Genomic DNA, 26,190 nt, shown 5'->3' with positions numbered 1-26,190 from the left:
CCGTATAGCGGTCGACCCCACGGAGCGATGCGACGTATGTCATAGTTTCGCCCCCTCGCTCGCGTCATCCCCTTCGGCGGCGACTGCAGCCTCGATCACGTCGACCAACTGACCTGCCCATACGCGGACTGCACCCGCATCGACGCGGTCGGCACGGAACCCGAGAGTTGCAAAGACAGGCCCATCGCCCACCGGCTCGTAAAAACTCAACGTCACATCCGCATGGGGCACTCCCACCGGAATCGGTACGAGAGAACCGAAGTCGCCGAGCCCGTCCAAATCGGCCTGTTGATGATGGATCACCATCACCTGAGGCCTCATGGACGCCGGATTACCCAGTGCCTGCTCGACATACACATATGAGACGTCCTGATTGCTCAGCGCTTCCAGATTGTTTTCCCGGATGCGAGCCAGCAATTCTGCAAACGTCGGACTACCGGACGTATCCGTGCGCAGGAGAACAACATTGAAGAAGGATCCGATCATCGGTTCGAGACGGGGATCCGACCTGCCCGCAACCAGTGAACCGATGGGAAGATCAGTACCCGCGCCGGCCTTCGTGAGAACGCTGGCCAATGCGGCCTGCAGGACCATGAACATGCTCGTGCCGGTGCGCGCAGCCAGCGCGTCGATTCCGGCGTGCAGACCCGCGTCGATGTCGACGGCGATCACGTCACCTCGAGGCTCCGAGTCACCTTCCGGCAACGGAAGATTCACACTGGTCGGTATTCCGTCGAGCGCATCCCGCCAATATGCAAGTTGCTTCGACGCACGGCTGTCGACGTCTCGGGGGTCTCCCAACAGCTCGTCCGACCACACGGTGTAATCGGCGTACGTCAATGCAAGCTCGTCCCAAACCGGTTGATCTCCCTGCGACCGGGCTGCATAAGCAGAGACCAGATCTCCCAGCAGCGGCACTACGGACCACTCGTCGACGGCGATGTAATGCATGACGAGAAGCAGTGTCCGAGAACCGTCTTCACCGAGCACCAGATGAACCCGCAACGGTGATTGCTCACGCAGATCCATCGGAAGTTGAGCCAGTTCGAACACCACTCGACCCACATCGCCGGCGCCGACATCGACCACATCGACAGTCGGTCGCACCGATTCTCTTGCCACGACGATGCCGTCGACCTCGACGAAGGTGGTCCGCAGGGGTTCGTGCCGCGAAGTCACATCGTCCAAGGCGTGCCCGAGAATCTCCGGATCGATCTTCGATTTCAGGGTCAGCGCCAGAGCGTGGCTTGCTTGCGGTTGTGCGCCGGACACGCGGAACAACTCCCATTGACGACGTTGCGGCGCAGACAGACCCATCGTCTCGGGACGTTTCACCGCCGGCGCCAGGATCGGACGCCCACCTTCCGAACGCGCGACGACGGCCGCCAACTCCGCAACACTCGGCGCGTCGAATACGTCTCGAATACTGACGTCCACGCCGAACGCTTCCCGAATGCGACCGACCAGTTTCATCGAAGCCATCGAATGGCCGCCGAGTTCGAAGAAACTGTCGTGGACTCCGACGCTCGGTAGCTGCAGGATTTCCGCGAACGCAGCCGCAACCGTGGACTCCACTGCCGTGCGAGGAGCAACATCACCCGCCAGCTCCGACCAGTCCGGAGTGGGCAACGACTTGCGGTCGAGCTTTCCGTTGGGCGTCAACGGCAGCGGACCGTCAAGGGCGACAACCATGGTCGGAACCATGTAGTCGGGCAACGACAGTGCCGCGAGGTTCCGCACTGCCGTCGTGTCGACGACGACACCGGGTTCCGGTGACACGTAACCGACCAGGCGCGTGATTTCGCCCTGCCGATCCGCGACGACCGTTGCCTGCTTCACCGAAGGATGGGCACTGAGAGCTCCGATGATTTCGCCCAACTCGATTCGGAAACCGCGGATCTTGACCTGATCGTCGACGCGGCCGAGGAAGTCGATGTTCCCGTCAGTGCGCCACCGCGCGCGGTCCCCGGTGCGATACATGCGATCGCCCGCGGTGAAGGGATCGGCGATGAATCTCTGCGCCGTCAGATCGAATCGGCCCAGATAGCCTCTCGCCAGGCCTCGTCCCGCGATGTACAGCTCGCCGGATACTCCCGGCGGAACCGGACGGAGTTGATCGTCGAGCACGTACGCCTGTTCGTTGGGGTCAGGGATTCCGATGGGCACGGGACCGTTCCAACCGGGTTCCGCCTGCCACAGTGTGTTGTTCACCGTGGCTTCGGTGAGTCCGTACGCGGCAAGCAAATTCAGCCGCTCCGCCCATCGCCCGATCAGCTCCGGTGGCACCGTCTCGGTTCCGACCAACACGGTGCAGCCCTGCGGCACTTCACATCCTGCCGGCAGAGCGGCCAGCAACGAGGGAGGGATGATCGCGTGGGTGACACGATTGCTCGTCATGAAATCGGTCAGCGCCGGACCGGCAACTCGTGCATTCTGCGGCACGATCACCAGGGTGCTGCTCGTGCACAGTGCCATCGCCAGCTCGAATACCGCGACGTCGAAGCCGACCGAAGCGAACTGCATCACCACCGAACCCGGTACCAGTCGCATCCGAACCTCGGCTGTGGCAACAAGACTCGGAATACCGTCATGGGAGAGGACGGCTCCCTTCGGCTTGCCGGTCGATCCCGAGGTGTAGATGACATAGGCAGCGTGGCTGACGCCAACTGGTGGCCGGGGAGTTTCGACGATCACTGCCTCGTCCAGTTCCGCACGGATCAGCGGATCGTCCAGGAGGATTCGCTCGACGCCGACCACATCCTCGATCCGCGAGCTTTCCTCCGCAGTGGACAGAAGTACCGAGGCGCGGGAATCGGTGAGCATGTATGCGATGCGTTCGCTCGGGTGACTCAAATCCAGGGGTAGATACGCGGCCCCCAGCTTGAGCACGGCGAGGACCGACGCGACCATTTCCACCGAGCGCGGGACGGCAAGCCCCACCACGTCTTCGACCGACACTCCGCGGCGATACAGCACGCCGGCGATCCGATCACACTGCTCGGAGAGTTCGCGGTACGTGGCCTGCCCCGCCTCGTCGCGCACCGCAATCGCCTCGGGCGTAGCAACGACTCCACGCGCGAAAGCGTCGTAGAACGTCTCTTCCGGCACGTCGACGGCGGTGTCGTTGAACGAGGTGACAACTTGCTCGAGTTCGCCTGGCAAGAAGATGTCGATGTCGCCGATCTCGATGTCGGCCGATTCCACGACTGCCGCGATCACCGATTCCAATCGGTTCGAAATCCGCTGTGCTGTTTCGCGATCGAAGAGGTCGCTGCCGTATTCGAGTCGGACGTCGATGCAGCCTTCGTCGCCGAGGTACTCGGTGAAGTTGAACACCAGATCGAACTTGGCTGTGTACTCCTCGAGTTCGAACGGATCCCCTCCCATCTCCTCCCGGCTGTGATAGCCGACCATGACCTGGAACAGCGGATTACGTGCCAAAGTACGCGACGGATTGAGGCGCTCCACCACCGTTTCGAAGGGAACGTCAGCGTTGGCGAAGGCCTCGAGATCTCCCTCGCGAACGCGATCCACCAACTCCCGGAACGTCGGGTTACCCGACGTATCCGTGCGCAGCACAATCGTATTGACGAAGAAGCCGACCAGTTCGTCGAGTCCCTGCTCACTACGTCCGGCGACGGGAGCGCCGAGGGGAAGGTCCTCACCCGCTCCGAGCGCAGTCAGCAACGCCGCCGACGCCGCGTGCAGAACCATGAACATCGAACTCTGGCTCTCGCGCGCCAGATCTCGCAGTGCAGCAGTTGTCTCCACGCCCAACCGTGTCACCACTGCACCACCGGAGAAACTCGGTCTGGCCGGTCGACTCCGGTCGGCGGGAAGCAGCAGTTCTTCGGGGGCTCCGTCCAAACTCTTCGCCCAGAAGTCCAACTGCGTGCTCAGGATGCTCGACGGATCGTCGGGGCTGCCCAACAATTCCCGTTGCCACAGAGTGTAATCCGCGTACTGAACCGGAAGCGGTTCGAAAATTGGATCTTCGCCCTGGATCCGAGAGGAGTATGCAGACATCAGATCGCGCAGGAATGGCCGATCGGACCATTCGTCCGTCGTGATGTGATGCAGGACGATCACGACCACTACGGCACCGTCCACCTCGGCACCGTCCACCCGGATCAGACGTGCGCGGATCGGAATCTCGTCAGACAGGTCGAACGGACGACCCACTGCCACGGCAATTTCACCGGCGACACCGGATTCGTCTCGATGAACTGTCTCGACCGGAATCGTCGCCGATTCGAGAATTATCTGCTCCGGCGATCCGTCCACCAACCGGAACACCGTACGCAGGGATTCGTGTCGTTCCACGACGTCGCCGAGCGCCGCGGCGAAGACGTCCGCGTCCAGTGCGCCGTCCAAACGGAGCACGATCGGGAAATTGTAGGCCGCGGAGTTCTCCTCCATCTGTCCGATCAGCCACAATCGCTGTTGAGCGGCAGAAAGAGGAAGGTGGTCCGGCCGCGGCTTCGCTACCAGTACCGGTCGCGTCGATCCCTGCTCGGCCGCAATACGTTCCGCGAGTTCCGCGACGGTCGGCGCTTCGAAGAGATCACGCATGGTCAGACTGTTCGGAATGGCGATCCGAGCTCGACTGATCAGCTTGGTGGCCAGAAGCGAGTGCCCACCGAGGTCGAAGAAGTTGTCGTCGACCCCGATATCGCCCACATCGAGTACGTCGGAGAAGAGGTCGCAGAGGACCTCTTCCGTGTGGTTACGCGGTGCGATCGACTCCCCACTCCGCTCCCCCAGCACCGAATCAGCGGTGGGCAGTGCCTTGACGTCGAGCTTGCCGTTGACGGTCATCGGTAGCGTCTCCACCTCGATCACCACGGCCGGAACCATGTAGTCGGGTAGGAGAACTCGCGCCTGCGCGCGGTAGTCGTGCCCGGCGCCGAGTCGCACGGGCGTCACGTAGCCGACGAGCCTCTTGACTCCACCTGCCCCGACGTCGACCACCACTGCCGCTTGCCGCACATGTTCGTCGGATTCGAGAACGGAGACGATTTCGCTCGGCTCGATGCGGTGACCTCTGATCTTCACCTGATCGTCGGTGCGGCCGAGGAAGTCCAGGTTGCCGTCACCGCGTCGCCGCACGAGATCCCCGGTGCGGTACATACGTTCTCCGGTCCCAGCCGGATCTGCGACGAAGCGCTCGGACGTGAGCGCGAAGCGTCCGAGGTAGCCGCGAGCCAAACCGGCTCCGGCAATGTACAGTTCGCCGGCAACTCCATCGGGGACCGGACGCAGCCAGCCGTCGAGAATATGCGCGGCGGTGTTCCAGATCGGTTTGCCGACGGTCGGGGTGTCACTGTCGAACGTTCCGCCACCGAGCGTGTTGATCGTGTATTCCGTCGGACCGTAGAGGTTGTACCCCACGGTTCCCTCGGTGTCGCGCAGCCTGTTCCACACCGAATCCGGAACGGCTTCACCGCCGAGCAGGACCAACGGCGGGCGGTGGTGTCCCACACCGTCGTCGAGAAGCCCGCTGTCGATCAGGTGCGTCGCGTAGGTCGGTGTCACGTTGACGACGTCGATGTCCAGTGCGTCGCAGTATGCAACGAGTGCCTCGGCATCACGACGCAGATCCTCGTCGCAAATGTGCACCTCGTGGCCTTCCACGAGCCACAGAAGTTCCTCCCACGACATGTCGAAGGCGAAGGACACGGTGTGCGCGATCCGCAGGCGCCGGCCCGCCGCGGCGATCACGGGTTCGAAAATCGCCTCGCGGTGGTTGAACTGCATGTTCGTCAAGCCACGGTAACCGGTGACCACGCCCTTGGGCTTGCCGGTCGAACCGGAGGTGTAGATGACGTACGCGGGGTGGTCGAGTCGATGCGGTGCCCCCGGAGCGAATGCTCCGAGTTCCGACGCGGAGAGCGCCCGCGCCGAGATCGTCAGTCTCCTTGCTGCTGTATCGGGTTCGTCGATCACGATAGTGCGGACGTCGGCACCTTCGAACCTCCCTGAGGCCGAAACGGTTGTCAGCAACACGACAGGATCCGCGTCGTCGATCATCACGGCCAACCGTTCGGCCGGATGGTCGAGTTCGAGGGGTAGGTAGGCAGCACCCGTGCGCAATACCGCGAAGAGCGCGACGACCATGTCCACCGAACGTGGTAGGCCAAGAGCGACAATCTTTTCCGGGCCGGCGCCGCAATTGATCAGCAACCGCGCCATCCGGTTGATCTCGCCGTCGAGATCGGCGTAGGTCATCCGGCGCTTCCCGAACACGAGTGCCGTGTCGTTCGGTTGCGCCGACGCGACTTCTTCGAACAGGTCGGCAATGGTGCGCTCCGGCAACTCCCGGATCTGCGTCTGCTGCGCTACTGCGGGAACCGGAGACGCAACAACCGATCCCGTCATGTCCTGCGACCAACTCTGCAGCAGGTCGACGAAGTGACCCAGTAGGTCCTCGGCCCGGCGCGCGGTCACCAGACGCGGATGGAACTCGAACTTGACGTTGACGGTGGCACCCGGTGTGACCACGACGGTCAGCGGATAGTGCGTGTGATCGATACTGTCGCTTCCACTCACGTCGTGAGCGGCGTTGAGCGCGTGGACTTGCTTCTCGTCCACGAAGTTCTGCAGGACCATCAGCACGTCGAAGAGTTGACGATGCTCGGAAACACGCTGGATCGATGCCAAACCGAGGTAGTCGAACGGCATCAGCGAAAGTCGATCCGCCTGTGTCCGACGAAGAAGTTCCTCGACGCTCTCGTTCGGATCCAGTTGCAGCCGAACGGGAACGGTGTTGAGGAACATGCCCACCACGGTGTCGATTCCCGGTACCTCCGGCGGCCGTCCGGCAACCGTGGAGCCGAAGACGACGTCCTGTCGACCGGTGGCCGACGCCAGCACGAGAGCCAGCGCTGCATTCAGTACCGTGTTGAACGTGACGCCGGACGCGGCAGCGCGCTCACGCAACGCACGCGAAAGCGTTTCCGACAGAACCGCATCGCGGCGATCCGGAAGCTGAACTTCGACGCCGGGCGCAGGCTCGGCAACAAGCGTCGGCTCCTCGAGTCCTGCGAGCGCTCCGCGCCACCCCTCGTCGGCGGCTGCACCGTCGCGATCGGCCAACCAGGCGAGGTATGTCTCGAACGACCCCTCGGGTTCGCCGAATGCGCTGTCGTCGCCGCCGGTATCGTAAAGCGCCAGAAGCTGACTGACGACAAGGCCGTTGGACCAGCCGTCCCACAGCAGGAACTGCCTGTTGATCACCAGACGATCCTGGCCGCCGGGCAGATGCAGCACACTCATACGCCACAGCGGCGGCGCGGTCAGGTCGAATGGCGTCACTCGGTCTTGGGCGGCGACGGCCTCGGCACGCTCACGAGCAACCGAGTCGTCGAGTTCACGGAGATCGTGGACGACGACCGGAACATCGAGTCCAGCGCTGAAGAACTGCACCGGCTCGTTCAGCCCTTCGCTCACGAAACCCGCTCGCAACGTGGGATTTCGTCGTTGAAGTGTCCGGGCGGCCGCAGCCAACCTGTCGACATCGAGGGTGTGCCCGAAGTCCATCGAGAACTGTGCCGTGTAGATGTCCCCACCACTGCTGCTGTCGCTGCTGCCCGCGTAGCCGGCTTGGAAGTACAGGCCTTCCTGCAACGGTGAGAGTGGGAGGATGCTGCTGACACCTGCCGGACTCGCATCGGCTATCGCGTCGATCTCGGTCTGACTCAGGTCGAGCAACGTCACATCGGACGGGGTCAGAATGGGAGACCCGGCGTGACGCGCGGCCGCAGCCGCCAGATCGCCGAGCGCCGAAACCCAGCCGTCGGAGAGTGACTGCGCATCCTCCTCGGACAAATCTTCACTTGCCCAGGCAAAGTCGGCGCGGAGCCCCGAATCCTCGCTGACGACATTCACGATCAGCCGGTACGGGCCTCCCATGTCTGCGTCGGGATCGGTGGACAAGGCTTCGGATTCCGCTGCCAAGGACCATGCTGTCGATCCAGCTGTCGTCGTACGTCCGAGATAGTTGAACAGGATCTGAGATTCGGAGCGCCCCGACAATGTCGATGCCGTGCGGGCATTCACGTATCGCAGCATCCCGTAGCCGATACCGCCGTCCGGAGCCGCCCGCAGGCTCTCCTTCACCTCGCGTAGCGTGTCCACCGGGTCGATTCCGCCGTGCAGCCGCATCGGGGCAATCGTGGTGAACCAGCCGACTGTTCGCGACAGATCGATGCCCGCCACCAACTCCTCGCGGCCGTGCCTTTCCAGATCGACCAGCAGTTCGTGCTCACTGCGGCCGGTGGAGCGACGCCAGCGATCGACCGACATCGTCAGCGCTGCCAACAGAACATCCGTTCCCTCGGCACCCACCATTGCCGCAACCGATCCAAGTGCTGCCTCGGAGATTGCTCCGTCCACCGTGACCGTGCGCCTCGAGCCTCCGGAAACGACGGCATCGCCCGCGGCGTCGGGGATCAACTGCGCGCCCGGAGCGGTCACGGTCAGCCAGTGATCGAGTTCGGCGAATCGATGAGCACTGTATGCGTGTTCGGCCACCGTACGGGAGAAGGTACGCAGCGAAGTTCCGACGGCATCCAGTGCGGCGGGCTCTCCGGCTTCGACTGCCACCCAGGCCATCGCGAGATCCTCGAGCAGGGTTCCCCAGGAAACCCCGTCCACGACCAGGTGGTGCGCGACTATCGCGAGTCTGCCCAGACTCTCAGCGCCGCAATCGAACCAGACCACCGAGACCATCCGCCCTGCAGACGGATCCAATCGACTGGTCGCAGTTTCAGAGTGCTCAGTGACGAGTCTTCGCAACTCGGCGTCATCCAGTCCCCGAGCATCAACGCGTTCGACCAGGTTCGCTGCCCGGACACTACCGGGTTCCTCGATCCGCGCCGACCACATCCCGCGGTCATGTCGGATCAAGGTTTGGCGAAGTCCGTCGTGGTGATCGAGCACGGCCTGCAATGCGCCGGTGATCGAACCGAGAGATGTTGCCGGAGAGTGGATCAGAACTGCCTGGTTGAAGCGGTCGGTACCACCCGTCCATTCGGACAAGCGGTGAACCACCGGCAGCGGAACCAGCTCACCCACGCCGATGTCGGCCGTGACGGTGGCATCCGAGGTGGCGACATCACCCACCGCTGCAGCGATCGCAGCGGGAGTGCGCAATTCGAAGATCTGACGCGGGGTCAGCACTACCGAATCACGACGAGCCAGGTTGACCAGTCGGATCGCCAGGATACTGTCGCCGCCGAGAGTGAAGAAGTCATCGCGCACCCCGACTCGAGGCAGTCCGAGAACCGTCGCGAAATGCCCGGCGAGGAGGTCTGCAACGCCCGAGGAAACCACTCCCGTCAAGTCGCCCACCTGTGCCGCAAAATCCGGTGCAGGTAGTGCTTTTCGGTCGAGCTTGCCACTCGGGCTCAGCGGCAGCGACTCGAGCCGCACGAAGGCACTTGGCACCATGAACTCCGGTAGCACTGACAACAACTGAGCTCGAACCGCAACATCATCAGCATCTCCGACCAGGTAGGCGACCACCTGTGCGCGGTTGCTCGGACCGTCGGTTCGGACGATCACGGCACTTGCCGTGACTCCGGGGCACAGCGCCAATTGCGCGTCGATTTCGCCGAGTTCGATTCGGAATCCACGAACCTTCACCTGCTCGTCGGCACGGCCGAGGTACTCGAGAACGCCGTCGGCATTCCACCGCACGATGTCACCGGTCCGGTACATCCGCGAGCCGCCGTCGCTGTACGGATTCGCCACGAATCGTTCGGAGGTCAATCCCCCACGTCCGTGGTAACCACGCGCCAGTTGTGGCCCTGCCAGATAGAGCTCACCGGTGGCACCGGCCGGGACGTTCTGCAGGTAGGGATCGAGAACCAACAGGCCGGTGTTGGCGGCAGGTGCGCCGATCGGGACGCTGACGGCGTCTGCCGGAGTTTCCTGCACCGACGGCTGCCAACTGACGTCGACGGCGGCCTCGGTGGGGCCGTAGAGGTTGTCCACCAGAGTATTCGGCAGGATCTCGGCGACCTTGCGTGCAACGTGAACGGGCAGTGCCTCACCGCTGCAGTTGACGATCTCGAGCGAAGAGCACAGTGCTGCTTTCGGCTCCGCGAGAAACACGTCGAGCATCGACGGAACAAAATGCACGCGGGTCACGGAATGTTCGACGATGACGTCGGCCAGATAGCCAGGGTCCTTGTGCCCGTCCGGCTCGGCCATCACGAGAGTTGCCCCCGCCAGGAACGGCCAGAAGAATTCGGGAACGGAGACGTCGAAACTCGACGGGGTCTTCTGCAGCATCCGGTCGGAGACGTCCATCGGACGTATCTGCTGTGCCCAGAGCAATCGGTTGACCACACCCTCGTGGTTGACCACAACGCCTTTGGGGCGACCGGTCGAACCCGAAGTGTAGATCATGTACGCGGCATCCGCGGGCGTTCCTGGGACACTCAGCGGATCGGCGGGGAACTGCGCCGACTCCGATACCGTCACCCGCGGAACCGAACCCGAATCGAGTGAAGAGTCTTCCGACACCACGACGCACACAGGATCGGCGTCACCCAGCATGTACGTCAGCCGCTCCGCCGGGTAGCCGGTGTCGAGGGGAACGTATGCTCCCCCGGCCTTTCCGATGCCGAGTATCGCGACTATCAGATCAAGAGAGCGAGGCAAGGCAACCGCTACCAACGATTCGCGTCCGACGCCACGTTCGCGCAGCAGATGCGCAAAACGATCAGCGCGAGAGTGAAGTTCGGCGTAGGTCAACGACTCTTCACGGAAGATCACTGCGGTGGCTTCGGGCGTACGCCCGGCTTGATCCTTCAGCAGCTCGGTCAGCGTTGCGCGCGGCCGATCCAAGGCCGTGCCGACGCTTCCCGGCTGTGCAGGTGCCAGCGCGATCCGGCCGATGACCTGATCGAGATCGCGCGAGAGCTCGGTGAGTACGACTGCGAGAGTTTCGGCCAGCGACGCAGCGGCATCGCCGTCCACCTGAGCAGCGTCGTACTTGAGCTCCAACGCCAATCGATCGCCGGGGACGACGATCAGGGTCAGCGGGTAGGCCGGTCGCTCGTCGAATCGAATTCCCGTCAGTCGCACCGAGTTCGTCGGATCAGCGATTGCCGTGTCACCGAGTGGATAGTTCTCGAACACGACGAGTGATTCGAAGTCCTGCTCCAGTCCGCCGGTCCGTCGCAGTTCGGGTAACCCCAGGTACTGATGGTCGAGTAGTTCCGATTGTTCCCTCTGCCAACGGGAAAGCGCTTGCGCGGCTGTCTCTGCCGGATCGAACCGCAACCGAGCCGGCACGGTGTTGATGAACAAGCCCACCATGGACTCGATGCCGGGCAGGTCTCCACCGCGTCCCGATACGGTCGATCCGAACAGCACGTCTGTTCGGCCGGTCATTCGGCCGAGCACCAGCCCCCAGGCGCCGTGCACGAGCGTACTCAGCGTCAGGCCATGGGAGCGTCCGTTGATCGCCAGTGCGCGAGTATCACTGTCGGACAGCTCGACTCGGGTGGCACAGACGCCGCTGCTGCCCGCGCTCGGCGCGGGAAGTTCGACCGCGGGCCCGGGAGAGTTCAGCGCTTCTCTCCACACCGCTGCCGAGGCCTCGTGATCGTGGCGGGCCAACCATTCGAGATAGCTGCGGTACGGCGCCGGAGTCGGGAGCACCGCGCCGGAGTCGCCAACGCTGTACGACGCCATCAGCTCCCGCAGCATCACCGGAACCGACCATCCGTCTGCGACCGCATGGTGAATCGACTGCAGCAGAAGGTACTTCTCCGAAGAGGCACGGACAAGCGTGTAACGGACGAGCGGCGGTTGCGCCAGGTCGAACCCGCGCGCGCGGTCGGCGGAAAGCAGTTCATCGACATCGGCGCCGGCCACCTCGACTACCGCCATCTCCACGACAGCGCTCGGGTGCACCACCTGCACGACCCGGCCGTCACCCAGGACCGAGAATCCGGTGCGCAGCGCCTCATGCCGATCGACGACGGATTGCAGCGCGCGGTGCAGCGCCGCACTGTCCACGGCTCCGGTCAGTTCCACAACCTGTTGCACGACATACTGATCGGCCCCCGGATCGGCAAACGCCGAATGGAAGTAGATCCCTTCCTGCAGCGGAGTGAGTGGGAGAATCTCTTCAGCCTTCGGTAACCCGTCCACGTCTGCCTGAGCGAGCGCCACCAGAGGGTAGTCCGAGGGTGTGGCTCCGCCGAAGGCTGCGAGCCCGGACACGGCCTCGAGCGAGTCCAGCCACAACCGCGCAAACTTGTCGATATCGCTACGCAGGAAGATGTTCGACGCCCAGGTCAGGGTGGCTCGCAGGCGTGGTCCACCGGCGGCGTCCTCGGCTACGACGTCGACAGACAACGCGTGACCCATCGGCATGGACGGATCGGCAGCACCGTCCATCGACACCGGGAACCAGTCCCCCTCCGCTGCGGCAGTGCGTCCCAGATAGTTGAGCACCACCTCCGGCGCTGCGAAACTACGCAACTGATCCGAGCCGCCGAGGTATCGCAATGCTCCGTACCCGAAGCCGGCGTTCGGGACCCGTCGAAGTTGCTCCTTGACGCTCTTGAGAACCCCCGCCAACTCGCCGCTCGCGTCGAGATCGGGAGCGGCTGTGCCGATCTCGAGCGCCACCGGAAACACTGTGGTGAACCATCCGACGGTACGAGTCAGGTCGACGTGCGCATCGCCGTCACCGCGAACGATGTCCTCGTCGCGTCCGTGCCCCTCCAGATCGATCGTCACCGATCCGGCACCGCTCCAACGGGTCAGCGCCACGGCAAGTGCGGTGACCAGCACTTCGCTCACATCGGCTCCGAACGCCCGTGGGACACTGCCCAACAGCTGATCTGCAAGTTCTGGAGGTAGGGTGATCGACCGCGCCGCAGCGGTGCGCGCGAGGTCAACTGCCGGGTCGAGTGCCCGACGGCCGAGAGATGCCCGTTGTGCGGACGTCACCGAGTCCCAGAACTCGATTTCCGAGTCCAGTCGCCCGGCTCCGACCGCCTCCGAGACGAGTTCGGCGTACCTTCGCACCGACGTGCCGACCGGAGCGAGTGCGGGTTCGTCGCCATTCATCGCTGCGATGCCGGCGCGCGCGAGGTCCTCGAGGATGATGCGCCACGAGACGCCGTCGACCACCGCGTGGTGGATGACCAGCAACAGCCGTCCGGGACCGGTCACAGGGCGGAACAGAACAGCGCTGACCATCGTGCCGTCGGCTGGATTCAGACGGCCGACAGCTCGCTCGGTCTCGGCGACGATCAACGGTCCGCATTCTTCGAGCGGTGCCGGTAGTGCACGGGTCTCGAAGACCACAGCCGCTTCGTTTGTCTCCGGAACAAGCAGCGTTCCTTCGGAAGTCAACGTCCCACGAAGTGCATCGTGGCGCGCCACCAGGGCGTCGAGCGCCGACTCGGCGTGCTCGGAGGTCAAAGCTGACGGGGTCTGAATCAGCGCACGCTGGTGGAAGGTTCGTACTGCGTCCGACACTCCGAGAACCTTGGCGGCAATCGGCGTCGTGGCTACGTGGCCGATCGGTTGGTCCGCGTGGTCGACGATCTCAGCCACTCGGGAGGACTGGGCACGCGCCATAGCCTCGGCGGTGCGCAGTTGGAACACCTCGCGAGGACTGATCGACAAACCGGCAGCACGAGCCGCGGTCACGAGTGAGATCGCGACGATGCTGTCGCCGCCCAGTGCAAAGAAGTCGTCGGTAACGCCGACCGAATCGAGGCCGACTGCCGACGCAATCAACGTGCAGAACTGTTGTTCGACTTCGTTTCTCGCAGCGACATGTGCACTCAGTTCGGCGAGATCGGGCTCGGGTAGCGCGCGACGGTCGAGTTTGCCGTTTGCCGTGAGCGGAAACTTGTCGAGGACGGTGACGGTGGTCGGGACCATGTAGTCGGGCAGCTTGCTCGCAGCCCACTCGCGAAGCTCACGTGAGTCGATCGCGAGGTTCGTCCCCGACGCTGCGCTCACGTAGGCGGCGAGATACTTTGCACCTGTTGGTGCTTGGCGCACCAGAACTGCCACGTGACGCACTGCGGGGTGCGAAATCACGGCGGCTTCGACATCCTCGAGTTCCAGGCGCATGCCGCGGATCTTCACCTGATTGTCCGTGCGTCCGAGGAAGTCGAGGGTGCCGTCGGCGGTCCATCTGGCCAAGTCACCGGTGCGATACATGCGGGATCCGGCCAGATCACCTGAGACGAAGGGATCCGCGACAAAACGAGATGCGGTCAGTGCCGAAGCACCCACGTATCCGCGTCCCAGCAGGAAGCCCGCGGCGTAGAGTTCGCCGCCGGTGCCGATCGGAACCGGCTGCAAGTCGCCGTCCAACACGTACAGACGAGTGTTGGGGTTCGGGCGACCGATGGATGTGGCGATTCGTTCCGCGTCCTCGCGGTAGATCACATGGGAGACACCGATGGTCGCTTCGGCCGGGCCGTAGCCGTGATACAGCGTCGTGGACAGTTGATCGCGGAACCGATCGAAGAGTTCAGGCGTGAGAACCTCACCGCCGCACCACACGTGCTTCAACGAATCGAGCTGATCGGTCCCGTTCGCCAGATCCAGAAGGATGTCGAGCATCGACGAGACCAGGTAGACGAAAGTGACCGATTCTCCGGCGATCAGGTCGAGCAGGTATTGCGGGTCGCGTTCCCCCTCGGGCTTCGCGATCACCAATCGACCGCCGGAGACGAGCGGGAGCAGGATCTCGTTGATCGAGATGTCGAACGAGAGTGGGGCTTTGAACAAGGAGGCATCGCCGGACCCGAACCCGAGAATCCGCTCCCGCTGCCACAGCAACCTTGCGCAGATTGCCTCGTGGCGGATCATGGCGCCCTTCGGACGTCCGGTCGAACCGGACGTGAAGATGACGTATGCGAGTTGGGCACCGTGACTACGAATGTCGGAGGTCATCGTCTCGGACAGGTCCGAGGGCCCGTCCTCGTACGCCCACGCGGAGAGATCGACCGGAACGGAGTCGTCTACACCGTCCGAGGTGAGCACCAGTGTGGCGCCCGCGTCGGCAAGTACCGATTCGCGGCGTTCGGCAGGCCATGACGGATCCAGGGGCACGAAGGCACCACCGGCACACATGACGGCCAACAACCCCACCACCATCTCGGCGGATCTCGGAAGCCCGATCGCCACAACGGTTTCGGTCGCGACACCGCGAGAGATCAAGTGCGCGGCGAGCTGTGATACCCGACTTTCGAGTTCGCCGTACGTCAGCCGGACGTCCCCGTCGACCACGGCGACAACGCTCCGATCGACAGAGAAGCTGCTGCGCAACAAATCCGGCACCGTCGTGACGGGCTGCGGCTCTGCGGTGTCGTTCCACCCGTGGAGCACGAGTTCTCTCTCCGCGAGCGACATGGGGTCGAGTGCCGAGATCGGAAGCTGCGGCTCTGCTACGAATCGATCGAGGAACTGTTCGATTCTGGCGGTGTGATCGGCCAACTCCCTGTCGAATCCGGCCGGGGCGCGGACGTCGATCTCGATCGGTTCCCCGTCCTGACCACCGCGCACACTCAGATCCAGGTCACTGACTCGACCGGTTACCGAATTACGCACGCGCACCGGGCATCCGCCGAAGGTGAGTGTGTGTTCGAACATCATCGAGTTGATGCCGGGGCCGAAGACCTGACGGTCGGGATCGATCGCCCGAATGTCGCGAGCGAGATCCTCACCTCGGTACCGCCCGTGCTTGAGAATCGAGACCAGGGCGGTGTCGAGACGAGTTGCCAACTGGCCGATGGTTTCCGAGCGTTCTACCCGAATACTCAGCGGCAAAATCGTCGACGCCATCGAAGGAGTGCGACGCATGTCGCGCCCCACCCGAGCGGCCATCGGTACCGAGACGACAACGTCGTGCTGTCCCGTGGTTCGTGCGATGTACGCGATCAGCACGGCCATGGGGAGACGAGTTCGTCGAATCCCGGCGTCGGCCGCATAGCGGTAGAGCTGTGCCGCGCGATCAGCGTCGAGCGTGAGTATCGCCGAGATCGGCGGCAGCGAATCATCCACCTGCCCATGCAGAATACGCGTCGCTTCCGGTCCCGATTCAACGCGTTCGACCCAGTACTGACGGTCGGTCTGGAATCGCGGAGAGTTCCGGTAATCCAGATCGGCTGCAACCACGGCGTCGAGTGACCACTGCGGCGCGGCAGTCCCGAGATTCGGATCGTCGTATCGCTCGGCGACGTCGGCGACGATGAGCGAGATGCCGTACCCGTCGATCACGCTGTGGTGATAGCGCTGATACCAGATGACTCGGTCGTCAGCGGTCAGCAGAAGCACCTGGCGGAACAGCAGATCGTCCGGACCGAAGACCCGAGCCATGTCGGTGTCCATCCACGACTGCGCAGTCGAATCGGGATCCGCCTCGGCCCGAAGGTCGAGAATTTCCACGTCCCAGCGCGCATCCGGAATCGGCACCTGGATCAGCTGGTTGTCGGCATCGACCTCGAAGTGCACGAACAGCGCTTCGACGCGTCCGACGCTGGCCTCGATCGACGCTGCCGCGCGCTCGACGTCGATCGTGCCGTCGACCTCGACGACAAGTCCGATGTTGTAGACCGGACTGCTCGGATCCACGTTCTGAGCAACCCACACCTCACGCTGAGCGGCCGTCGCCGGGAGCGCTGCGTCCAGATCGGCACCGCCCGATACCGCCGGGTGAGCTACCTGAGAGTGGTCAGACATCAAGAATCCGATCATCGTCGTTCATGCTCATCGAACGACGAACACCCTCGCAAGTTTAGGGTAGGCTACCCAGGAACGTGAAGGTGCGCTCCCGCCCTGGTCAGACCTGTTCCCACGGACCGAATTCGAGCAAAACGTCAATTGCTGTCTTACCGTCTTGCGGCCGAACGACATGTTCGAGGGCATAGACCCTCGATCCCTCCGCAGCGCGAGCGAGATCGGAAATACCGGGCAGAATGGTCGGTTCGGGTGGACCACCCACACCACGATGGAAGTTCTCGATGGAATGCCCCAAATAGAGGACCCGTCCGCCGGGCGTCAGCCACTCCCCGACGCGCTTCAAGGTTGCGGCCAGATGGTCGACCTCGAGGTGAAGAAAGCTGACCAACACCAGGTCGACCAGCCCTTCCGGCTGCCACTCGGTCGCGTCGCCGACCTGCCAGTCGACAGCCTTGTCCCCGTCACTCGCCCGTGCCAGATCGATCGCCACCGACGAGTAGTCGACCGCAGTCACCGACCAACCTTGCCCAGCCATCCACCGCGCGTGACGGCCGTCGCCGCAGGCCAGATCGATCGCGGTGCCCGGTCTCAGATCGGAAATTCTTGTTGCGACGGTTCCCGCCGGGTCGACTCCCCATGGCTCCGTCACCGCTCGGTATCGCTCGTCCCAGTCGCGTGCGTCCATGATTGCTCTCCCATATCCGTTTCACCGTTTCAGATCGGACGGTGCCCCCAGCAGCATAGAGAACCCTCGAATGTGACAGATCGATACCCCTGGGGGTATACAGTGACGGACAGGAATACCCCCACCCGTATCAGGAGTGAAGATGTCAGCGACCAGAACAGTCACCGCGGACCCACCCACCCGAGCCGACGGCATACTTGCGCGTCTCGGTCGATCGATGGCGACTCACACCCGCCTCGTCGTCGGCGTCTGGTTGATCGCGTTGATCGCACTCGGCGCCGCAGCACCCAGCGTGTTCACCTCTCTGGCCGGCGCGGGTTGGCAGGCAAACGGATCCGAATCCGTGCAAGTTCGCGAGTTGGCCGAGCAGCATTTCGGTGGAAATTCCTCCGCCGCAGTACAGGTGGTCGTTCACTCGGATTCTCTACCCATCACGGATCCGTCGATGCAGCAAACCCTGGCCGCGGCAACGGAAATCTTTTCCGCGGACCCTCGCTTCGGCGAAGTGATCGCCCCGCAGCCCGGTATGACCATCAGCCCGGACGGACATACCGGCATCATGGTCGCGGGCGCCAACGCGAGTACCGACGAGATGGTCAGCGCGGTAGACGAACTCGGCAAGAAGCTCACGGGCTTGTCCACCGACACGATCGAGGTGTACCCGACGGGTGCGTCGGCGTTGTGGAGCGATTTCAACAAGGCCAATCACGAAGCCATGATCAAAGCCGAAATGATGTCGTGGCCCGTCACTCTCGCGATCATGGTGTTGGCCTTCGGCTCCCTGGTTGCCGCGGGTCTACCACTACTGCTGACGCTTGCGGGCCTGGTCGCTTCGGCGGGTGGGCTTGTAATCCTCAACGAGATCACGCCGATTTCCGTGTGGGCCATGAACTTCGCGATGATGTTCGCTCTCGCGCTGGGCATCGACTACGCACTCTTCCTCGTCGCCAGGTTCCGGGATGCATTGCGAGCCGATCCGGATCCAAGGGCCGCCGTGGCTCAAACCATGGACACCGCCGGCAAGGCTGTGGTCCTTTCCGGCCTCACAGTTCTGGTCAGTTTGTCTGCGGTTCTCATCGTTCCAGCCCCGGCCGTACGCACGATGGCTGTCGGAATCATGCTCGCTGTGATCTTCGTTCTCGCCGCAACACTCACCCTGTTGCCTGCCGTGCTCGGCAGGATCGGCGCGAAGGTCAACGGCGGTTCTCTACCGTATGCAAAGCGCCAGCAGCACCGCTCCCCGATGTTCGCAGGTTGGGCATCATTGCTGCACAAGCACCCGTGGCCATTCGGCTTCGGCGCCTTACTCATCCTGATCGCACTCGTTGTTCCGGTCTTCGGACTGAAGGTGGCAATGCCCTCCATCGCCGTGGTTCCCGAGGACGCCCCGGTTCGCCAGGGCTATGAACTGGTGCAGCAGCAATTCGGGGACGGCGCCCCGGGGATGTTGCAGATCGTCACGTCCGCCGACGATGCAGCCGACACCTCACGTCTTACCATGAGCGTTGACGGCGTGGCCATGGTCACCCCAGCGCAACAAGCTGCCGACGGGTCCGATCTTGTTATGCTGCAAGCAGTTCCCACCGTCGACCCGTCAGATCCTGCGATGGAAACCATCCTCGCCGACCTTCGGTCGCAACTGCCGGAATCGGCGCTCGTCGGCGGCGCTCCGGCCGAAAATCTCGACCTTCAGCAGGCACTCGACGACTACCTTCCCATCGTCGTGGTCGTGATTCTGACGCTCGGATTCCTGTTGCTGCTGATCGCCCTCCAGGCGCCTTTGATCGCCTTGATCGGCACGCTGGTCAGCCTGCTGTCCACTGGGGCCGCATTCGGAATCGCGAAGCTGATCTTCCAGGACGGTCACGGAGCAGGCCTACTCGGCTTCACCCCCCAGGGTTTCCTCAACGGGTGGGGTCCGGTCTTCTTCTTCGCCATGATCTTTGCGATCGCGATGGACTACACCGTGTTCCTGCTTTCGAGTGCCAAGGAGCACTACGAACGCACAGGCGACCCCGCGATCGCACACATCGACGGCCTCGCGCATTCAGGTCGGGTCATTGCGGCGGCAGCAGCGGTGATGGTTGCGGTCTTCTTCACTTTTGCGCTCGCAGATCCCTTGCCACCCAAGGAAATGGGCATCATTCTCGGCGTAGCTGTCCTCCTGGACGCAGTGCTCGTCCGCTTGGTACTGCTGCCCGTTCTCCTACGCCTCACCGGCCGGGCAGCCTGGTGGGCGCCGGCATGGCTGCGTCGCGTCCTGCCGAACATCAGCTTCTCGCATGGCTGATCGTGTACCCGACATCACTGTCCTACTGATACCCCCAGGGGTATAATGGGGACAAGAGAAATCAAAGCCGGCGACAGTGACAGCCCACGACGAGGAGTGCGCAATGACAACACCCACAGAACCGATAGCGATCGCAACCAAGGTCACCGGAACCTTCGACGACGTCGTCACCCGCACGCGTGGCGCTCTCGCCGAGCAGGGCTTCGGCATCCTGACCGAGATCGACATGCAGGCAACACTCAAGGCGAAGCTGGACGAGGACATGGAAAAGTACCTGATCCTGGGTGCCTGTAACCCGCCGTTGGCCCATCGGGCAGTTTCGGTGGATCGTCAGATCGGCCTCCTGCTGCCGTGCAACGTCGTCGTCCGCGAAGATACGACTACCGAGAATTCGTTCTTCGTCGAAGCGATGAACCCTGCTCTCATGGTTCATCTTTCCGGCGAACCCGGCCTCGAGTCCGTGGCAGCCGACGCAGCCGTCAAGTTGCGCGCGGCCGTCGACTCGCTGATCTGACACCGCAGTCGGATCAAACACTGAATCAAGCAGTGACATGCCCCCAGGGGTACCCTTGACCGCAGCACGAACACTCGAGAAGGGGCCACCATGACCGGCGACGAAGAGAGCATTGCGCTCGTATTGAACAGACTGCGTCGTGCCCACGGCCAACTTGCCGGGGTCATCTCGATGATCGAGAACGGCCGCGACTGCAAGGACGTCGTCACGCAACTCGCCGCCGTGTCCAAGGCGCTGGACCGAGCAGGGTTCAAGATCGTCGCTTCCGGGCTGCGTGAATGCCTGAGCGGTGACAGCGCGGAAGGTCAGGAACCGATGACCGAGGCCGAACTCGAGAAGCTGTTCCTGGCACTGGCCTGAAACATGAGAAGGGCCTGACCTGCAGTTAGCAGGTCAGGCCCTTTCTCGCGTGCGAAAGAACTACTTCGCCAGGAAGTCGATCAGCACCTTGTTCACGGCCTCCGGACGCTCGAGGTAGCCGTAGTGCCCGGCGTCGGGAATCTCTTCGTACGACGCCGTCGCGATGCAGTCCGCCACCTCGCGGGAGAGGTAGGGCGGGATCATGCGGTCGTCGGCGAAAGCGACGGACAGGCACGGGCGCATGATCGACTTGTACGCACCCCGTCGATCGAAGGCGCGGTCCATACCGAGCTGTGCGCGAACACCCGGTGACGTTGCGCCGCCGGTGAACTCGAAGATATCCATCCAGTCGCGCGCCGAGTGATCGTCTGCCAGCGTGGCCGGCGAAAGGTTCATCACCGCGGTCACTGCGGCACGGTACTTGGCCGGCAGAGCGACGCCACTGTCGAACAACTGGCGCTCACCCTCGGTCAGGACCTGCTGGAAATGATCCATCCGGGCGTGACCGGCGAGGAACACTGCTTTGCGAACCAGATCGGGCCTGGCGAGCGTCAGTTCCTGCGCCACCCGGGCGCCCATCGAGGTTCCGATGACATGGGCCGGACCGCCACCGAGGTGCTCGATCAGTCCGGCGGTGTCTGCGACCATGTCGGGCATCGTGATGCCGCCGAGGCTCTCGCCGGACGGTGCGATTCCGCGGTTGTCGAAGGTGCAGACTCGGTAGCCGGCGGCCACTAGTGCCGGGGTCTGGTGCAGATCCCAGACGCGGCCGGGGCTGCCGGTCCCCATGATGAGCACCACCAGATCTCCATCACCCTTGACCTGGTAATTGATGGGGATTCCGTTGATTGTGGCGACCGTCATGTCAGCCTTCCTCCTCGTACGTGTGATCAACAATTTTGGTTGGATAGCCTAAGCTGATGGGCGGTCGTGTGACCGCAACCCCAGCCCATGCTCGTCCAGGAGGACCCCCGTTGAGAGTCGCTACGCTCGGATACCAAACCTGGGGCCACCGTACCCTGCAGGCCTTGATCGACTCCGATCACGAGGTCGTGCTGGCAATCACACACCCGAAGAGCGAACACGTCTACGAACAGATGTGGGCGGACTCGGTTGCAGATCTGGCGGCCGAGAACGGTGTACCCGTTCACGTGGCGAACAAGCCTGACGACGCCTTCAAAGCCGCGCTGGCCGAAGCAGCTCCCGACATCATCGTCGCCAACAACTGGCGTACCTGGTTGCCTGCGGAGGTCTTCGACGCACCCAAGTACGGCACCCTCAACATCCACGATTCGCTGCTGCCCAAGTACACGGGATTCTCCCCGCTCATCTGGGCTCTGATCAACGGCGAAGAAGAAGTCGGGCTCACGGCGCACCTGATGGACGAGGAACTCGATGCGGGCGACATCGTGCTGCAGCGTTCGACGACGGTCGGCCCGACCGACACCGTCACCGATCTGTTCCACCGCACGATCGACATGATCGGCCCCATCACACTCGACGCCCTGGATCTGATCGCGTCCGGCCGTACCGACTGGACGCCGCAGGACCGATCGCAGGCCACGTTCTTCCACAAGCGCGCACCGCAGGACAGCCACGTCGACTGGTCCTGGCCCGCCGAGGTCATCGAGCGTTTCGTCCGGGCACAGTCCGATCCGTACCCCAACGCTTTCGCCGAGTTCAAGGGCCAGCGCATCCGCATCCTGAAGGCGTCCGTCTCACGCGGGCACTACGGCGGAACCCCCGGCCGAGTGTTCATCCAGGAAGACGACGGCATGGTGATCGTCGCGGGCCCCGACGCGTGGTCGGGCAAGAACAAGGGACTGCGGATCGAGCGCGTCCGACTCGACGACGGCAGCGAGTACACCGCCGCCGAGTTCTTCCCCCACGGCGGCGGGTACCTCACCTGATCGCCGGATCAGACCCCCTCAGTACAAAATCCAGTACAAACCCCTCAGTCGCGACCTTCCCAGGCCGCCCACAGTTGTGCGTAACGCCCGCCCGCGGACACCAGTTCGCGGTGCGGGCCTTCTTCTACGATCTGTCCGTGTTCGAGCACGATCACTCGGTCGGCGCCCGCAGCCTGCGTAAGCCGGTGTGCGACAACCAGAGTGGTGCGTCCCTCCGTAGCGGCGTCGGCAGTCGCTTCCAGTTCCCGCGCTCCGGCGCTGCCCGCCTCCGCTGTTGCCTCGTCCAGTACGGCGACGGCGGGATCGGCCAACACCAGTCTCGCCAAAGCCAACTGCTGCGCCTGCGCCGCTGTCATCTCGTGCCCGCCTTCGCCGACGACGGTCAGCATTCCCTCGTCGAGAGCCTCCACCCACTCGTACGCGCCGACCGTACGCAGTGCCGCGGCAACGTCCTCGTCCGAGGATTCGGGAGCCGCCAATCTCAGATCCTCGATCAGAGGTCCGGCAAAGACATGAACCTCCTGACTCACGATCGCGATGTGGCGTCGTAGGTCATCGAGGTCGGCAAGCGGGACACCGCCGATCGACACCCGGCCCGACGTCGGAGTGATCGAACCGGCAGCGATCGCCGCGAGCGTCGTCTTTCCGGCTCCGGTCGAACCGACGAGCGCCACGCGTTCCCCCGCTCGCAGTGTGAGGCTCACTCCGTGGAGAACCTCATGACCACCGTCGTAGCTGTGCCGAATGTCATCCAGACGCAGCGAACCGTCGGCCGGAACGGAACCTGCATCCGTCGAAGGCTCCGTTTCCTCGATCTCGACGACGCCGACCAGTCGCGCGAGGCTGGCGCCGGCCGACTGCACTTCGTCGAAGGTGTAGAGCAGTGAGCCGATCGGGTTGAACAGGCGGTGGAACAGCAGCGCAGCAGTCGTCGTCTGGCCGACTGTCACGACGTCCTCACGGACCAGCAGGAATCCGACGACGAGAATCATGGACAGGCCCACGAATTCGGCGCGGTTACCTCGACCGGCGAACCTCGTGAACAGGCCGAACACTCCGACTGCCAGATCGCGCGCTTTTGCCGACGCCGCATCGATCTGCCCGAGGTGTTCCTTCTCGAGGCTGTACGCACGGACCGTCTTCGCACCCTGGAGACTGCTGATCAGCGCTTGTGAACGAGCGCCCATCGCTACCCGCTCGGCTGCGTAAACGGGAGCCGAGCGTGGCAGGTACCACTTGAGCGCCAGCGCGTACATCGGCAGCGCGACCATTCCGGCCAGACCGAGTCGCCAGTCGAGTCCGAGCATGGTCACCATGCTCAGAGCCACGAGCAGAACCGCCGCGATCATGCCGGGAACCACGTCGGACACGGCCTTGGCGATCACCGACACGTCGTCGCCGACGCGCGAGAGCAGATCGCCCTTACCGACCTTCTCGACGGTCTGGATCGGCAGTCGCAGTGCCCGGTCCACGGTCCGCTCTCGCAGATCCGCCAGGATCGTCTCACCGAGCCGCTTGATCAGATAGGCAGCCACACCGGTGAACACACCGCCCACGATTGCGGCAGCGGCGATGATCACGACCACCCCGACGATCGTCGACGTGGGCGCGTTCTCCCGGACCCGGTCGACCAGGACACCGAAGACGTAAATCGGCACCAGGGCCATCGCCGACGCCGAAGCCGCGACGATCAGGACCAGCAGGCTCTGCATCCGGTGTTCGGCCAACGCCGCCCGCAACCACCTCCAGGTCTGGCGACCACTCGCGATCGGCAACAACTCGCGCTCTGTCACCTTCTCGGCGTTCTCCCCGGCCGGCATTTCGGTTGTCATGTCCGTGGCCGTCACCGCAGCACCGCTCCTCGGTAGTTCGCGTCGCCGCGAGAGAGTTCGGAATGTGTGCCGATCGAGGCGATCACTCCGTCGTTCAACACGATCACCCGATCCGTCACGGCCAGCAAGGCGGGGCTGCTGGTGATCAATACCGTCGTGTGGATGCCACTGGCACCCTCGTGCCGCAGTTCTGCGATTCCTTCGGCGATCGACGCCTCGGTCACCGCGTCCACCGCCGTCGTCGGATCGTGCAGGACCATCACGGGTGCCTGTGCCACCAAGGCGCGCGCGAGGGCGACGCGTTGCCGCTGGCCTCCCGACAAACTGGCGCCCCGATCGGTCACTTCGAGGTCGAGACCGTCCGGATGTGCATCGACGACATCCGCCGCTGCCGACGCCACCAGAGCGCTCTGGATGTCGAGAGCAGCGCCATCACCGGCGCCCGCGGTGACGTTCGACGCAAGCGACCCGGAAAACAGATCGGTGATGTGCGGCTCCACCAACACCGTCCGACGTGCCAATCGCAAGTCCATGTCGGACAGGCTGATTCCGCCAACCCTCACCACTCCGCGATACGCGTCCTGCGCCAGCTGACCGGACAGGACCGCGACAAGGGCGTCGGCGTCCTGCGGCTGGTAAGCCACGACGCCCAGCAGTTCTCCGGCAGGCAGATGCAGATCGATGCCCTTGAGCGATTTGTACTCGACTCCGTCGAGAGTCAGGTCGGTGCCTTCGAGTTCGGTCTGCGAACCCGCGCCACGCAGTGGCTCCGCGTCCAAGACCAGTGCCAGTCGATCCGACGACGCTCGCGCCACCGCGAAGTATCCGGGAATGGACGCAAGCAAGCCGAGCGGTTCGATGATGAACTGCGCAAGCCCCACCACGGTGATCAGTTCACCGACCGTGATCCGGCCCTGCAACGCGAAGTATCCCGCGAAGCCCGCAACACCGACCGCGAGCAACGCACTGACGGTCGCGGCAACGCCGGTGTAGATACCGGTCGCCTTGGCCGTGCCGATCGTCGATGCGAGCGCTTGACGGCTGACCGTGCGGTAGCGCGCCGACGCGGTCTTCTCGCCGCCGACACCGCGCAGCGGACGCAATCCGCTGACCAGATCCGTAGCCATCGCCGACGCCCGAGCGATCGACGCCTGCTGACCGGTGGCCCTCGACGTGATGAGAGGCGCCGCCAATTGCAGCAGACCGAGAATGACCGGCGTTCCGATCAGAACGGCCAGCCCCAGCCAGAGGTCGATCCACACCAACGCCACCGCCGACGCCACCGCAGCTGTCAGGGCCGCAGCGGCGCGCGGGACGATGTCCGCGATCCACGAAGTCTGCTCGGCATCGGATGTCGAGACTGTCAGCAATTCACCCGAACGCAGATCGGTGCGCACCCCACGCGGATCGAGGACGCGGTGCGCCACCTCGAGCCGGAGGCGATGAGCCTCCTGCTGCATCGCGGTGACGATGAAGCGTGCGCCGAAGCGCCAGGCGGCCGTCAGAACGAGAAAGAGAGCCGCGAGACCGACGATGGAGACGATCAGGGCCGTGGTGTCCGAAGTCTCCACCGCACGGTCGATGATCACACCGATGGAGATCGGCACCGCCGTCTCGGTCAGTTGGTGCAGACAGACCAGAACCGTGCCGATGGCGAGCGGACCACGGTTACGGACGAGGACACGTCGCAAAATCGCAGCACCGCTGTGATTGCCACTATCCGGCTCGTCCGAGTCGACGGTCACACTCGAGGGGGTCGAACTCATGGAACTCCAAGCATCGATGGAAGCGATAAAGTTGAGTACAGAGATAAGTAAGTCGACCCTAATACATGAGCAACTAGCGTCGACACGCCCAGTTCTCAT

General features: G+C 63.6%; 9 protein-coding genes. 4 read left to right on the top strand and 5 right to left on the bottom strand.

The window, feature by feature from the left end:
* Positions 1-39: 39 nt before the first annotated feature.
* On the bottom strand, positions 40-16,749 hold the full coding sequence (locus tag ATN38_RS28720; RefSeq protein ID WP_218749161.1) for a non-ribosomal peptide synthetase: 16,710 nt from the start codon (positions 16,747-16,749) through the stop codon (positions 40-42).
* Between the two features lie 85 nt (positions 16,750-16,834).
* Positions 16,835-17,419 (bottom strand): bifunctional 2-polyprenyl-6-hydroxyphenol methylase/3-demethylubiquinol 3-O-methyltransferase UbiG, encoded by a 585-nt coding sequence (locus ATN38_RS28715; protein ID WP_003945672.1) that lies wholly within the window; start codon positions 17,417-17,419, stop codon positions 16,835-16,837.
* Between the two features lie 142 nt (positions 17,420-17,561).
* On the opposite strand from ATN38_RS28715, the gene ATN38_RS28710 reads away from it, so the two are divergent.
* The 3 genes from ATN38_RS28710 to ATN38_RS28700 all read left to right on the top strand — a co-directional run bounded on the left by ATN38_RS28710 (position 17,562) and on the right by ATN38_RS28700 (position 20,583).
* Positions 17,562-19,709: an MMPL family transporter gene (locus ATN38_RS28710; RefSeq protein ID WP_128637857.1), complete on the top strand. Its 2,148-nt coding sequence runs from the start codon at positions 17,562-17,564 to the stop codon at positions 19,707-19,709.
* Between the two features lie 103 nt (positions 19,710-19,812).
* A complete protein-coding gene (locus tag ATN38_RS28705) occupies positions 19,813-20,223 on the top strand; it encodes a DUF302 domain-containing protein (protein ID WP_125050330.1) in 411 nt (136 codons plus the stop codon).
* A 90-nt stretch (positions 20,224-20,313) separates the two neighbouring features.
* A complete protein-coding gene (locus ATN38_RS28700) occupies positions 20,314-20,583 on the top strand; it encodes a metal-sensitive transcriptional regulator (RefSeq protein ID WP_007734349.1) in 270 nt (89 codons plus the stop codon).
* A gap of 60 nt (positions 20,584-20,643) precedes the next feature.
* On the opposite strand, the gene ATN38_RS28695 is transcribed toward ATN38_RS28700, so the two are convergent.
* Positions 20,644-21,447: an alpha/beta fold hydrolase gene (locus ATN38_RS28695; protein WP_003945829.1), complete on the bottom strand. Its 804-nt coding sequence runs from the start codon at positions 21,445-21,447 to the stop codon at positions 20,644-20,646.
* Positions 21,448-21,557: 110 nt separating this feature from the next.
* Here ATN38_RS28695 and ATN38_RS28690 point away from each other — a divergent pair, with 110 nt between their 5' ends.
* A complete protein-coding gene (locus ATN38_RS28690; protein ID WP_007734348.1) occupies positions 21,558-22,493 on the top strand; it encodes a methionyl-tRNA formyltransferase in 936 nt (311 codons plus the stop codon).
* 44 nt (positions 22,494-22,537) lie between these two features.
* Here ATN38_RS28690 and ATN38_RS28685 read toward each other — a convergent pair whose 3' ends face one another.
* Both ATN38_RS28685 and ATN38_RS28680 read right to left on the bottom strand, forming a co-directional pair.
* Complete coding sequence (locus tag ATN38_RS28685) at positions 22,538-24,325, bottom strand: ABC transporter ATP-binding protein (protein WP_374104630.1); 1,788 nt, start codon at positions 24,323-24,325, stop codon at positions 22,538-22,540.
* A gap of 11 nt (positions 24,326-24,336) precedes the next feature.
* Positions 24,337-26,091: an ABC transporter ATP-binding protein gene (locus tag ATN38_RS28680; RefSeq protein WP_161120925.1), complete on the bottom strand. Its 1,755-nt coding sequence runs from the start codon at positions 26,089-26,091 to the stop codon at positions 24,337-24,339.
* Between the last annotated feature and the right edge of the window lie 99 nt (positions 26,092-26,190).

The sequence above is a fragment of the Rhodococcus sp. FH8 genome, assembly GCF_019266085.1.
Lineage (GTDB): Bacteria > Actinomycetota > Actinomycetes > Mycobacteriales > Mycobacteriaceae > Rhodococcus_F > Rhodococcus_F qingshengii.
Note: the sequence above shows the minus strand (reverse complement) of the source record. Positions and strands in the feature narration are given on the sequence as shown.